Source organism: Streptomyces sp. BK340 (assembly GCF_007827595.1).
Classification (GTDB): Bacteria; Actinomycetota; Actinomycetes; order Streptomycetales; family Streptomycetaceae; genus Streptomyces.
The window spans coordinates 215,051-227,903 of the sequence record NZ_VISR01000016.1 but is presented as its reverse complement, the minus strand read 5'-3'; the positions used below and the strand labels follow the sequence as shown (position 1 = coordinate 227,903).

Here is a 12,853-nt window from a genome sequence, read left to right as displayed (position 1 = left end):
ATCTCCAGACTCGAACGAGGCCTCAGCCGAGACGACGACCTCGCCCGTGCCTACCGTGACTGGATCCAGACCGCTTGACGGCAATAGGAGCTTCAGCGAAGCGCTGTGCCCTCCGCGTGCCCGCCGCGGGGGGACTGCACGGGGAACAGTGGGGAGTCGCGGCGACTGCACTGGAAACACCCAGGTCGGCGTCTCCCCGGTCAGTACCCACCCGCGTACGCGATCTTCCGAGCTAGTGCTTCGGTGACAATCAACGCTGACAAACGTCGACGGCTCCGCCGCTGGTCAGAAGGTCGACCAAGGACGGAGCCGCAGATCGCAGGCGTGCGATTTCAGAACTTGTTCTTGGGGGTGATCCCCAGCGACAGGCCCGACAGCCCCCGCTGGCGGCCGCCCAGCTTGCCCGCGATCGCGCGCAGGGCCGAGCCCGCCGGGGACTCCGGGTCCGTCAGGACGACCGGCTTGCCCTCGTCGCCGCCCTCGCGGAGGCGGACGTCGATGGGGATGCTGCCGAGGACGGGGACCGTCGCGCCCGTGGTGCGGGTCAGGCCGTCCGCCACCGTCTGGCCGCCGCCCGTGCCGAAGACGTCGACCATCTCGCCGCAGTGCGGGCAGGGCAGGCCGGACATGTTCTCGACCACGCCGACGATCTTCTGGTGGGTCTGGACGGCGATGGCGCCGGCCCGCTCGGCCACCTCGGCCGCGGCCTGCTGAGGCGTCGTCACGACCAGGATCTCGGCGTTCGGGACGAGCTGGGCGACGGAGATCGCGATGTCACCGGTGCCCGGCGGGAGGTCCAGGAGCAGGACGTCGAGGTCGCCCCAGTAGACGTCCGCGAGGAACTGCTGCAGCGCGCGGTGGAGCATCGGGCCGCGCCAGACGACGGGGGCGTTGCCCGGGGTGAACATGCCGATGGAGATGACCTTCACGCCGTTCGCGGACGGCGGCATGATCATGTTCTCGACCTGGGTCGGACGGCCGTCCACGCCCAGCATGCGCGGCACCGAGTGGCCGTAGATGTCGGCGTCGACCACGCCCACCTTCAGGCCGTCGGCGGCCATCGCCGCGGCCAGGTTGACCGTCACCGAGGACTTGCCGACGCCGCCCTTGCCGGAGGCGACCGCGTAGACCCGGGTGAGGCTGCCCGGCTTGGCGAAGGGGACCTCACGCTCGGCCTGGCCGCCGCGCAGGGCCGCCGCCAGCTCCTTGCGCTGCTCGTCGCTCATCACGTCCAGCGTGACGTCGACCCGGGTGACGCCCTCGACCCGGGAGACCGCCTCGGTCACCCGCTGGGTGATCGTGTCGCGCATGGGACAGCCGGAGACGGTCAGGTAGACGGTCACCGCGACCGCCCCGTCCGCGCCGATCTCCACCGATTTGACCATCCCCAGTTCGGTGATGGGGCGGTTGATCTCGGGGTCGTTCACCGTCGCCAGTGCCTCGCGCACCGCGTCTTCCGTAGCCATAAGGACGATGGTACGGCGCGCCGAGGGGCCTCCGGGTAGCACTTCAGCGGTCGTCTGCGTCACGTCCCGGCGACCGTTCCGTCCGTTCCGCCGCGAATACGACATGACCGTCGTGGCGCCGTCGCTCCTCCAGCTCCTTGATCAGGTCCTGCAGCTCGGAGCGGATCCAGTCGCGGGTGGCCACCTCGCCCAGGCCCACGCGGAGCGCCGCGACCTCCCGGGTCAGGTACTCGGTGTCGGCGATGGAGCGCTCGTTCTGCTTGCGGTCCTGTTCGAGGTTGACCCGGTCGCGGTCGTCCTGTCTGTTCTGCGCGAGCAGGATCAGCGGGGCCGCGTAGGAGGCCTGCAGGGACAGCATCAGGGTCAGGAAGATGAACGGGTAGTTGTCGAAGCGCAGATTCCCCGGCGCGGCGATGTTCCACACCACCCACAGGATGATGACGACCGTCATCCAGACGATGAAGCGTCCCGTGCCCAGGAAGCGGGCGATCTTCTCCGACAGCCGCCCGAAGGCCTCCGGGTCCCACTCGGGCAGGTACCGGCGCCGCGGCGGGCGCGGCTGGTCCAGGCGGGGCGCGCGGTGCCTGGTGGCGGCCGTGGCGCCCACCGGGGTGCGCTCGCGGGTGCCCTCACGCTCAGGAGCCATGCGCACTCGCCCCCTCACTCGCCGCCCCGTCCTCCTCGTTCAGATGGAACTCCGTCTCCCGCCAGTCCTCGGGCAGCATGTGGTCGAGCACGTCGTCCACGGTCACCGCGCCGAGCAGCGAACCGGACTCGTCCACCACGGGCGCGGCGACCATGTCGTACGTCGCGAAGAACCCGGCGATGACGGGCAGCGTCGCGTCGGGGTCCAAGGGCTGCAGATCGTCGTCGACCAGCGAGCTGACCAGGGTGTACGGGGGGTCGCGCAGCAGCCGCTGGAAGTGCACGGTGCCCAGGTACTTGCCGGTCGGGGTCTCGTCGGGCGGCCGGCAGACGTAGACCTGGGCGGCCAGGGCGGGGGAGAGGTCGGGGTTGCGGACCCGGGCGAGCGCGTCGGCGACGGTGGCGTCCGGGCGCAGAACGATCGGCTCGGTGGTCATCAGACCGCCCGCGGTGTGCTCCTCGTACGACATCAGGCGCCGCATCTCGGCCGCGTCGGCGGGCTGCATCAGGCTCAGCAGCCGCTCCTTGTCCTCCTCCGGCAGCTCGGAGAGCAGGTCGGCCGCGTCGTCGGGGTCCATGGCCTCCAGGACGTCGGCCGCGCGCTCCTCCTTCAGCTTGCCGAGGATCTCGATCTGGTCGTCCTCGGGCAGCTCCTCCAGGACGTCGGCGAGGCGGTCGTCGTCCAGGGCGGCGGCGACCTCGGCACGCCGTTTGGCGGAGAGGTGGTGCAGGACGTTGGCGAGGTCGGCGGGGCGCAGCTGCTCGAAGGTGGCGAGCAGGCTCTCCGCGCCCTGTCCGTGCTCCTCCAGGGAGAAGCCGGTGACCGCCGACCACTCCACCGTCAGCGTCTCGCCCTTGGCCCGCCGGAAGGCGCCGCCCTTCTTCCCCTTCCGGACGAAGACCCGGTCGACCTCCCAGTCGCGGCGGGCGGGCAGCTGCTGCACGGACAGGTCGAGGACGGTGACCTCCTCGCCGGTCTCCACCAGCGTCACCCGCCGGTCCAGCAGCTCCCCGAAGACCAGCCGCTCGGTGGGCCGCTGCTCGAAGCGGCGGACGTTGACCACGCCGGTGGTGATCACCTGCCCGGACTCGATGCCGGTGACCCGGGTCATGGGCAGGAAGATACGGCGCCGGGTGGACAGTTCCACGACCAGCCCGAGGACGCGCGGGGGCCGTCGCCCGACGCGCAGCATGACGACCACTTCGCGTACGCGGCCCACCTGGTCGCCGGTCGGATCGAAGACGGGGACCCCGGCGAGGTGCGAGACGAAGATCCGGGGGGCGCCGGCTGCCATGGCTGTGCTTCCTTTGCTCGCATTGCGTGGGAATTGCTGTTTTCTGCCCGCTCGCGTGCGCTTCAGGCTAGCCCGTACCGATCGGATACGCCCTGGTGGGCGGTCCGGACGGACTGGCTCCGCCGGGCGGGTGGGACCCCGGTACGCTGCGGTACGCCGCTCAGGACCCGTCAGAAAGGCAGCGTCACCTGTGACTGTGATTCCCCAGGGCCGTACCCGCCGGGCCACGCTGGTGGGCGCTGCATGCGCACTGGCCGTGACGGGAGCGATGGTGCTGACGGGCTGCAGCAGCGAGGACCCGGACGCGGGGACGAACGGGGTCGGCAAGCTGTCCCCGGACCAGATCCAGACGAAGACCCGGGCCGCGGCGGACGCGGCGCCCGCGGTACGGCTGTCCGGGACCGTGGTCACCAGCGGCCGCACGTACAGGCTGGACATGCGGCTGAAGGCCGGCGGCGGCAGCGGCTCGGTCACGTCGCAGGGGGCGACGTTCGGTCTGCTGCGGGTCGGCGAGCAGCTGTATCTGAAGGCCGACGCGGACTTCTGGAGCCACGGCGGGGACACCGGGGCGGCCGGCAAGCTCAACGGCAAGTACGTCAAGGTGCCGCAGGGCGATCCCGCGTACAAGAAGTTCAGCGGCTTCACGGACAAGGCTGTCCTCCTCGACGGTCTGCTGACCCTGCACGGAAAGCTGGCGGCGGACGGTCACCACGACCAGTCCGGCACCCCCACCATCCGCATCACCGGTGACGCCGGCGCCGGCGGCACCCTCGACGTCTCCCTCCAGGGCAAGCCGTATCCCCTCCGCCTGGTCCGCGCCGGCAGCGCAGGAACGCTCAGCTTCTCGGACTGGGGCAAGGACTTCACCGTGGCCGAGCCCGCGAAGTCGGAGACGGTCGACTACGGCAAGCAGCTGCCGACGTCGTAACCGCTCCCGGTCGGCCGGTCCGCTCCGTCCCGACGGCGATCAGTCTCGACGTACGGGTCCGGCGACGCCGAACCCTGCCCGGCCCTGGCGCGGCATCATTTCTTCCGGCGCCTGGCCAGCAGTCGGGGCAGCCCCGCCGGGATCGGCTGACGCGTGGTCGCCGGAGTCGGCAGCGGTCTTTCCGCCAAGCTGCCGTCGGGCAACGGCACCGAAGCCCCTGCCGGCACGAGGCGGAGCACCCGGCACTCGCGCGCCCAGCGCCCCGGCATCTCCTCGCCGTCGGGGGCGTTGAGCCGCTTCCCCTTCAGCTCGGCCACCGCCGCCTCCCACTCCGGTGAGCCGGAGGCCAGCTCGGACACGGTCGCCGGCCAGCTCACCAGCCGGCCCCCCTTGTCCTTGCTGCGCACGGTCACCTCGGCCGAGGCGCCGTCGGTGAGACCGGGCAGCGGCTGCTCTCCGGGCCCGTCGCCGACCAGGCACACCGCACCCTCGTGCCACACGTGCCACAGCGCACGCGCGGCCGGGGCGTCGGCACCCCTGACCCAGACGAGTCCGGACTTCTTGCCGGCCTCCTCGATGAGGGCCAGGTCGAGCAGCTCTCTTGTCATGCGCCCAGCCTATCCAGGCCCGCTCTACAGCCAGCCGTTGCGCTTCAGCGTGCGGTGGATGCCCAGACACAGCACGACCGTGATCCCCATGATCACCGGGTAGCCGTACTTCCAGTGCAGCTCGGGCATGTACTTGAAGTTCATGCCGTACACCCCGCACACCATCGTCGGCACGGCGATGATCGCGGCCCAGGCGGTGATCTTGCGCATGTCCTCGTTCTGCGCGACGGACGCCTGCGCCAGGTTGGCCTGGAGGATGGAGTTGAGCAGCTCGTCGAAGCCCACGACCTGCTCCTGGACCCGGGCGAGGTGGTCCGCGACGTCCCGGAAGTACTTCTGGATGTCGGGGTCGACCAGCCGCATCGGCCGCTCGCTCAGCAGCTGCATCGGCCGCAGCAGCGGAGCCACCGCCCGCTTGAACTCCAGCACCTCACGCTTGAGTTGGTAGATCCGTGCCGAGTCCACACCACGCGAGACCCCGCCCCGGCGGCCCGGCGAGAAGACCTCGGTCTCGACCTCGTCGATGTCGTCCTGCACCGCGTCGGCGACCGCGATGTAGCCGTCCACGACATGGTCGGCGATGGCGTGCAGCACGGCCGAGGGGCCCTTCGCGAGCAGCTCGGGGTCGTCCTGCAGCCGGTGGCGCAGCGCCCGCAGGGAGCCCTGGCCGCCGTGCCGGACGGTGATGAAGAAGTCCCGGCCGGTGAAGCACATGACCTCGCCGGTCTCGACGACCTCGCTGGTCGCGGTGAGCCGGTCGTGCTCCACGTAGTGGATGGTCTTGAACACGGTGAAGAGCGAGTCGTCGTACCGCTCCAGCTTGGGCCGCTGGTGGGCCTGGACCGCGTCCTCGACGGCCAGCGGGTGCAGCCCGAACTCGCGGGCGATACCGGCGAATTCCGCCTCGGTCGGCTCGTGCAGGCCGATCCACACGAACCCGCCGTCGCGGCGCACCTGCCGCATCGCCTCCTGCGGGGTCAGCGGTCCCGCGCTCTGCACCCGCGCGCCGTCGCGGTAGACCGCGCAGTCGACGACCGCCGAGGGCGTGGCCGGGTCACGCGTGGTGTCGTACGAGGCGCTCGTGCTCGTCGTCTTGCGCAGCGAGTCACGGGACGACGGACGGACCACGGCACGCAGGTCGCGGATCATCGACATGGGCAGGCTCCTTCGCAGGCAGGCAGCGAAAGCGCACGGCAACGGGTGGAACTACCCGGAATGGGGACGTCCTGACTGCGGATGTTTGGCACGTCCACAAAGCGGGGAGCACCGCATCGTCGCGGTGGCGACTTCGCTACTGATGCAGAACTGATTCAGGTCAGACAGATCAGGCAAAGCGAAACGAAGTGCTCTTCCGGACGAAGACGCGAACGGGAAGGCGGCAGCCAGCCAGGAACTACATCAGCAGCCGGAAGAGCGAGTGGTACTACCAGGTCGACTTCGATCCATGACAGCCCCACCTCCTCCGGCCGGTCCCTCGTAAGGGAGTCTCATCGGCGTCGGGACTTGATAGCGACGCTTCTGCGTGCTGCCCCGAACCACCGGCTCAGCGTAGCAGCCGCCCATAGTGTCAAGGCGCCGCTTTGCCCGCTGCTGACGAGTTCTATGCTCACCGCATGGTTGATGTTCTTCCTCTGGTCGAGGCCCGGTTGACCACCGCGCTGGGTACGCCCGACGCGCGCGCCGCGGTCACCTTCCTCGGTACGGACCGCATCGAAGTGCTCCGTTTCCAGGAGGGGGACGTGGTCCGCTACGCCACGCTCGGCATGTCGGCGCACCCCATGACGGATCCCACGGCGATGCTCGCCGACCCCGTCAAGGGCCCCCGCGTCGAGCTGGTCCTGTCGGTCCGCGCGGGCCTCGCGGAGACCGACAAGGTACTCCGCCCGCTCGCCGTCCTCGCCGCGTCCCCGCAGGTGGAGGGTCTGGTGGTGGTCCCCGGCGCCTCCCTGGACGTCGGGGACCCGCTGTGGCCCGGCGCCCCCTTCACCTCGGTCCTGGTCGGCGAACCCGGCGGGCTCGTCGAGGATCTGGAGCTGGACGATCCGATGGAACCCGTACGGTTCCTGCCGCTGCTGCCGATGACCCCGAACGAGGCCGCCTGGAAGCGGGTGCACGGCGCCCAGGCGCTCCAGGAGCGCTGGCTCGCGAACGGCACGGACCTGAGGGACCCCGCCCGCAGATCCGTCCCGCTCGACTGACCCGGAGTGACCGAACTCACCAACGCAAGGCTGGAATCGGCCAGTTGGTGAAGACGGCGATGCCGCCGGCTCCCGCGTCGAGGGGGTCCATGTGCTCCCTGTCGTCCCGGCGGGCGGACAGCCGGCCTGTGCGCAGGGCAAGTTAGGGGAGCTAATTAGTGCGAGATGCATCTGGTTTTGGCCGGTGAGGTGGCACGCGCGTTCCGTCCGGACGGGTGATCGTCCTTGACGTGGGCCGGTCCGGGTAGGACCGTGGAGCCCTATGAGGGGCGAACCCAGTTGCCCGAAGTGTGGTGGCCGGGTCAGGGCTCCCGGACTCTTCGCCGATTCCTGGCAGTGCGATGCGCACGGGACGGTGCATCCGCTGCAGCCCGTGATCCCGCCCAGCGTCGAGGCGCTCAACGTGGTGTTGCACCGCACGCAGGTTCCGGTGTGGATGCCCTGGCCGCTGCCGGTCGGGTGGCTGTTCACCGGTGTGGCCTATGCGGGGGACGACCGCAGCGGCGGTCGTGCCAGCGCCGTGGCCTGCTCCGGTCCCGGCCCGCTCGGCGGCATGGGAGAGCTGATCCTGGTCGCCGAGGAACTCGGCGTCGGCCTCGGTGCCCGGTACGCGGGCATCGACTGCCTCGACCCGGGGGCGTACATGAACGTCGAGAAGCCGCCCCAGGCCAAGGTCCTGGCCGCCGGCCGTCCGACCCCGCTCTGGCACGTCTTTCGCGCCCCCGACGACCGTGCCGTCTTCGCCGGCGAGGCCCTCGGGATGTGGCTGTGGGCGGTGCTGTGGCCCGAGAAGTCCGGCCTGCTCATGTACGACGAGCTGGTGCTGACGGATCTGCGGGATGCGGGGGCGGAGCTGGACCTGGTGCCGTGCGGCGCGTTGTCGCCGCGCCTGCTCCAGCCGTAGCGCCCGCTGGGGCGGGGAGCGCCGGCGGTCGGTGGCTGCGGGTGCGTTGCGGCTGGTCGTGCGGTTCCCCGCACCCGTTCGGCGGCTGCGTCGCCGTGCGCGGTTCCCCGCTCCCCTTGGCGGCCGCATGGCCTGTAGGGGGTGCTCGCCAGGTTCGGGTGTGACAGGGCATCCCTTCACGACCGCTATCCTTAGGTGTCCCCTTCCGTCCCGTCACCGCCTGGAGTCCGTGTCGTGCGTATCGATCTGCACTGCCACTCCACGGCTTCCGACGGTACGGACACCCCGGCCGAGCTGGTGCGCAATGCCGCTGCCGCCGGGCTGGACGTCGTCGCGCTGACCGACCACGACACCACTCGTGGGTACGCCGAGGCGATCGCCGCAGTGCCCGAGGGGCTCACCCTGGTGACCGGCGCCGAGCTGTCCTGCCGTGTCGACGGCATCTCCATGCACATGCTGGCTTATCTCTTCGACCCCGAGGAGCCCGCCCTGCTCGCCGAGCGCGAGCTGGTCCGGGACGACCGGGTGCCGCGGGCGCAGGGCATGGTCGCCAAGCTGAACGCGCTGGGCGTGCCGGTCACCTGGGAGCAGGTCGAGCGGATCGCCGCCGGCGGTTCCGTGGGGCGTCCGCATGTCGCTACCGCGCTCGTCGAGCTGGGCGTCGTGCCCACGGTGAGCGACGCGTTCACCGAGGAGTGGCTGGCCGACGGCGGCCGGGCCTTCGTGGAGAAGCACGAGACCGACCCCTTCGAGGCGATCCGGCTGGTCAAGGGCGCGGGCGGCGTGGCCGTCTTCGCGCACCCGGCCGCCGCCAAGCGCGGCCGCACGGTGCCGGAGTCCGCGATCGCCCAGATGGCCGCGGCCGGTCTGGACGGCATCGAGGTCGACCACATGGACCACGACCTGGACGCCCGGGAGCGCCTGCGGGGCCTCGCGAAGGAGCTGGGGCTGCTGGTCACGGGGTCCTCGGACTACCACGGCAGCCGCAAGACCGTGTCGCTGGGCGAGTACACGACGGACCCCGAGGTGTACGGGGAGATCATCCGGCGGGCCACCGGCGCTTTCCCGGTGCCGGGCACCGGCGGGGCCTGAGGTCCCTCAGGGGCCGACCCCGCTCCGTCTCACGCCCGTTCCGCTCTCTCCTGCAAGGCCTGTACTTCCGCCATGTTCGACGTCGCCGTCTTCGGCTCCCTGTTCCTGACCCTTTTTGTCATCATGGATCCCCCCGGGATCACCCCGATCTTCCTCGCGCTGACCGCGGGGCGCCCTGCCAAGGTGCAGAAGCGGATGGCCTTCCAGGCCGTCTGCGTGGCCTTCGGAGTCATCGCCACGTTCGGCGTCCTGGGTCACCAGATCCTGAACTACCTGCACGTGTCCGTCCCCGCGCTGATGATCGCGGGCGGTCTGCTGCTTCTGCTGATCGCGCTCGACCTGCTCACCGGCAAGACCGACGAGCCGAAGCAGACCAAGGACGTGAACGTCGCCCTCGTGCCGCTGGGCATGCCGCTGCTGGCGGGTCCCGGTGCCATCGTGTCCGTGATCCTCGCCGTGCAGAAGGCCGGCAGTGTGGCCATGCAGGTCTCGGTGTGGTCCGCGATCCTCGCGATCCACGTCGTGCTGTGGCTGGTGATGCGCTATTCGCTGCTGATCATCCGGGTCATCAAGGACGGCGGCGTGGTCCTCGTGACGCGGCTCGCGGGCATGATGCTCTCCGCGATCGCGGTGCAGCAGATCATCAACGGTGTCACTCAGGTGATCCGGGGGAGCTGAGACGTGGGCTCGGCTCCCCCGGAAAGCTTGAGTGGCGGTCCGCGTTACGAGGCCGGGGTCTCGGCCGGGCGGATCCACAGGCGCTGTCCGATGGCGGCGGCCTGCTGAACGATCCGGTTGACGGAGGCGGCGTCCACGACGGTGCTGTCCACGGTGGTGCCGTTGACCTCGTCGAGTCGCATGATTTCGAAGCGCATGGGCTTCTCCCTTCGTCTGGTCATCCTCCTGAGGAGAACTACTGGTGTGTCCTGCTGTCGTATCTAGTCAACGGGTTGCGTGTTACAAACATTCCCTACGCTAAAGAAATTTTTCGAACAGCTAATTACTGACCAGTAGGTGAGGTGCGCGGGACTGACCGGGACCGGTTGTGTTCGTAGCGTGACCGCCGGGACAATGGAAGCGATGAACGACGACCTGGCGGCCCTCGCCGCCCGCATCGACCACACCAACGAGCTACTGCAACGCATGCTCGCCGAGGTGGCGAAGACGCCCTCGACCCACGCGATCTTCGTCGACGCGGGATACCTCTACGCGGCCGCCGGCCGGCTGGTCGCCGGGACGGAGGACCGCCGGGCCTTCGACCTGGACGCCGAGGGCCTCATCGAGGCGCTGATCGACAAGGCCCGCACGATCTTCGCGGACAGCCGGCTGCTCCGCGTCTACTGGTACGACGGCGCCCGGCGCCGCATCCACACCGCCGAGCAGCAGTCCATCGCGGAGCTGCCCGACGTCAAGGTCCGCCTGGGCAACCTCAACGCCAACAACCAGCAGAAGGGCGTCGACTCCCTCATCCGCTCCGACCTGGAGTCCCTCGCCCGGCACCGTGCGATCAGCGACGCGGCCCTGCTCGGCGGCGACGAGGACCTGGTCTCGGCGGTGGAGGCGGCCCAGGGCTACGGCGCTCGCGTCCACCTGTGGGGCATCGAGGCACCCGAAGGCCGCAACCAGGCCGAGCCGCTGCTCTGGGAGGTCGACAGCCAGCGCACCCTCGACCTGGAGTTCTTCAAGCCGTACGTCTCCCGCCGCACGGCCGCCGCCTACGAGGCCCCCGCCGGCACCCGGCCCACCCGCGACGACGTGCGCTTCGTCGGCGCCCAGATCGCCGCGAAGTGGCTGGCCGCGCGTGGCCGCGAAGCCCTCGTCGAGCTGCTCCCCGGCCACCCCTACCTGCCCGGCTCGGTCGACCAGGACCTGCTGGTCGAGGCCGAAGGGCTGCTCCAGTACTCCCTGCGCGGCCAGGCGGACCTGCGCCGCGCCCTCAGGGACGGCTTCTGGGAGCACCTACAGGCGCAGTACTAGGGGTTTCGTCCGGATCGGGTCGGATCAGGGCGCGGCGTCCGGTGCGGCGCATCGCAAGGCGGAGGATCGCCCGGCGCGTACTGGGCGTACTCGGGTGGTCCGACAACGCGGCGAGGTGCCGTGCCGGGCGTCGCGGACCCGGGCTGATCCGGACGAACCCCCCTGGCCCCGCCCCGGGTGCCCGCCACCCGCCTCAGCCCGGGTGCTCGTCCCAGAAGCCGGCGACCGCCCGGGCCGTGGCGAGCGGGCGCTCGGTGTTGGGCGAGTGCTCGGCCCCGTCGATGACGGACCGCCGCGCCCGAAGCCGCACCGCCATCTCGTCCAGCAGGGCCGGCGGCCAGGTGTCGTCCTGCGAGCCCGACAGCACGTGGAACGGCAGCGGTACGGCGGCCAGTTCGGCGATACGGTCCGGCTCGGTGCACAACTGGCGTCCGGTGGCGATGAGTTGGGCGGGCTTGTTGCCCAGCCAGCGACGCCGCAGATCCTCCCGGCCGACCAGGCCGCCGTCGAGCTCGCCCGTGTCGGTCTCCTCGGGCGCCTCCATCGCCTGCATCGCGTCCCACACCTGTGCCATCGTCATCACGCCGAGCGCGTCCCGCAGCAGCTTCACGCGCTGCTGCTGGGAGACCGAGATGTGCGCCGGCCCCGAGGCCATCAGCGTGAGGGTGAGAAACGGCGCGTGGTCGAGCAGCACGGCCGCACGCGAGATCTGCCCGCCGAGCGAGTGCCCCAGCAGATGCACGGGCGTTCCGAGCGCCGCCGCCTGCGCCAGCACGTCCCGCGCCAACTCCTCCTGCGCGTAGGCGGATTCGTCGCGCTCGGGCCCGTCCGACTCGTACTGCCCGCGGCCGTCCACGGCCACGGTCCGGTACCCGCGCTCGGCCAGCGGCACATGCAGCGGATTGAAGTCCTCCTTGCTCCCGGTGAACCCCGGCAGCAGCAGCGCGACGCCCTTCGGCTCGACACCGTCGGCCACGGGCGCGTCGACGACGGCGAACTCACCGCGCGCGGTCCGCAGGGAGTACGCGCGGGCACCGGGGGGCGGGACGAAGGTGGCAGGCCTGCTCATGGGGGAGAGGCTATCGGGCGGTGCGCGGGCGGGGTGGAGGGAGGGTGCGGCAGGGGGAGGGAGGCGGAGGAAGGGGCGGACGGGGGAGAGAGCGGCAGTGGGGGAGACGGCCGACGGCCCGGTCCCACAGTGGTGGGCCGGGCCGTCGGGTGAGGCGGTTGTGCTTGTCCTGCGGTGGGGCCGGTCAGGCCTCGGTGACCTCCACGGCCGCCGTCGCCTTCCGGGTCCGGCGCGGCTTCGGCGCCGTTTCCGTGGCCTCGGCCACGGGCTCCGCGGCGTTGCGGGTCCGGCGGCGCGGCTTGGCCTCCGGCTCCTCGGTGGCCTGCGCCGGAATCTCCGGAGCAGCCGCCGCGGCAACGGCCTTACGGGTCCGCCGGGCCTTGGGCGCGGCGGCGACCTCAGCACCGTCCGTGGCTTCGGCGGCAGCGGCCGTCTTGCGGGTACGACGGGGCTTGACCTCGGCCTCCGTCGCTTCCGGGGCGGTTGCCGCGGTCTTGCGGGTGCGGCGGGGCTTGGCCTCGGTGGCTTCGGCCGTGTCCACGGCGGCCTCGGCGGCAGCGGCGGCGGTCTTGCGGGTCCGGCGCGGCTTGGCCTCGACCTCGGCCTCCACCGTTTCCGGGGCGGCGGCCGCGGTCTTGCGGGTGCGGCGGGGCTTGGCCTCGGTGGCTTCG

General features: G+C 71.0%; 13 protein-coding genes and 1 pseudogene. 6 read left to right on the top strand and 8 right to left on the bottom strand.

The window, feature by feature from the left end; all coding sequences use genetic code 11:
- Nucleotides 1-332 precede the first annotated feature (332 nt).
- Genes FB157_RS26770 through FB157_RS26760 form a run of 3 tightly spaced genes read right to left on the bottom strand, consistent with a single transcriptional unit; the run spans nucleotide 333 to nucleotide 3,406 of the window.
- The gene (locus FB157_RS26770) at nucleotides 333-1,466 is read right to left on the bottom strand and encodes an Mrp/NBP35 family ATP-binding protein (protein WP_145883193.1); all 1,134 of its coding nucleotides are present in this window, start codon (nucleotides 1,464-1,466) and stop codon (nucleotides 333-335) included.
- 43 nt (nucleotides 1,467-1,509) lie between these two features.
- Nucleotides 1,510-2,112 carry a DUF1003 domain-containing protein gene (locus FB157_RS26765; RefSeq protein WP_145883192.1) on the bottom strand — a complete coding sequence of 201 codons (603 nt, stop codon included), beginning with the start codon at nucleotides 2,110-2,112 and terminating at the stop codon, nucleotides 1,510-1,512.
- On the bottom strand, nucleotides 2,102-3,406 hold the full coding sequence (locus FB157_RS26760; protein WP_145883191.1) for a magnesium transporter MgtE N-terminal domain-containing protein: 1,305 nt from the start codon (nucleotides 3,404-3,406) through the stop codon (nucleotides 2,102-2,104). The genes FB157_RS26765 and FB157_RS26760 overlap by 11 nt, the downstream gene beginning before the upstream one ends.
- A 190-nt stretch (nucleotides 3,407-3,596) precedes the next feature.
- Here FB157_RS26760 and FB157_RS26755 point away from each other — a divergent pair, with 190 nt between their 5' ends.
- Nucleotides 3,597-4,334, top strand: coding sequence for a hypothetical protein (locus FB157_RS26755; RefSeq protein WP_186581693.1), 738 nt, complete (start codon nucleotides 3,597-3,599; stop codon nucleotides 4,332-4,334).
- 95 nt (nucleotides 4,335-4,429) lie between these two features.
- On the opposite strand, the gene FB157_RS26750 is transcribed toward FB157_RS26755, so the two are convergent.
- Nucleotides 4,430-4,942 (bottom strand): hypothetical protein, encoded by a 513-nt coding sequence (locus FB157_RS26750; RefSeq protein ID WP_145883190.1) that lies wholly within the window; start codon nucleotides 4,940-4,942, stop codon nucleotides 4,430-4,432.
- 24 nt (nucleotides 4,943-4,966) lie between these two features.
- Complete coding sequence (locus FB157_RS26745) at nucleotides 4,967-6,097, bottom strand: magnesium and cobalt transport protein CorA (RefSeq protein WP_145883189.1); 1,131 nt, start codon at nucleotides 6,095-6,097, stop codon at nucleotides 4,967-4,969.
- Nucleotides 6,098-6,555: 458 nt separating this feature from the next.
- Between FB157_RS26745 and FB157_RS26740 the strand changes: the two genes are divergently transcribed.
- The 4 genes from FB157_RS26740 to FB157_RS26725 all read left to right on the top strand — a co-directional run bounded on the left by FB157_RS26740 (nucleotide 6,556) and on the right by FB157_RS26725 (nucleotide 9,814).
- A complete protein-coding gene (locus FB157_RS26740; RefSeq protein WP_145883188.1) occupies nucleotides 6,556-7,140 on the top strand; it encodes a suppressor of fused domain protein in 585 nt (194 codons plus the stop codon).
- A 262-nt stretch (nucleotides 7,141-7,402) separates the two neighbouring features.
- Nucleotides 7,403-8,044 carry a DUF6758 family protein gene (locus tag FB157_RS26735; RefSeq protein ID WP_145883187.1) on the top strand — a complete coding sequence of 214 codons (642 nt, stop codon included), beginning with the start codon at nucleotides 7,403-7,405 and terminating at the stop codon, nucleotides 8,042-8,044.
- A 234-nt stretch (nucleotides 8,045-8,278) separates the two neighbouring features.
- Complete coding sequence (locus FB157_RS26730) at nucleotides 8,279-9,136, top strand: PHP domain-containing protein (RefSeq protein WP_145883186.1); 858 nt, start codon at nucleotides 8,279-8,281, stop codon at nucleotides 9,134-9,136.
- A gap of 72 nt (nucleotides 9,137-9,208) precedes the next feature.
- Nucleotides 9,209-9,814: a MarC family protein gene (locus FB157_RS26725; protein WP_145883185.1), complete on the top strand. Its 606-nt coding sequence runs from the start codon at nucleotides 9,209-9,211 to the stop codon at nucleotides 9,812-9,814.
- A 44-nt stretch (nucleotides 9,815-9,858) separates the two neighbouring features.
- Here the strand turns inward: FB157_RS26725 and FB157_RS47465 are convergent, their stop codons facing one another.
- Nucleotides 9,859-10,011 (bottom strand): hypothetical protein, encoded by a 153-nt coding sequence (locus tag FB157_RS47465; RefSeq protein ID WP_186581692.1) that lies wholly within the window; start codon nucleotides 10,009-10,011, stop codon nucleotides 9,859-9,861.
- A gap of 205 nt (nucleotides 10,012-10,216) precedes the next feature.
- Between FB157_RS47465 and FB157_RS26720 the strand changes: the two genes are divergently transcribed.
- Nucleotides 10,217-11,113: an NYN domain-containing protein gene (locus FB157_RS26720; protein WP_186581691.1), complete on the top strand. Its 897-nt coding sequence runs from the start codon at nucleotides 10,217-10,219 to the stop codon at nucleotides 11,111-11,113.
- A gap of 193 nt (nucleotides 11,114-11,306) precedes the next feature.
- Here the strand turns inward: FB157_RS26720 and FB157_RS26715 are convergent, their stop codons facing one another.
- Both FB157_RS26715 and FB157_RS26710 read right to left on the bottom strand, forming a co-directional pair.
- Nucleotides 11,307-12,182, bottom strand: coding sequence for an alpha/beta fold hydrolase (locus tag FB157_RS26715; protein ID WP_145883184.1), 876 nt, complete (start codon nucleotides 12,180-12,182; stop codon nucleotides 11,307-11,309).
- Nucleotides 12,183-12,366: 184 nt separating this feature from the next.
- Nucleotides 12,367-12,853: pseudogene (locus tag FB157_RS26710) on the bottom strand (DEAD/DEAH box helicase); the annotation flags it as partial.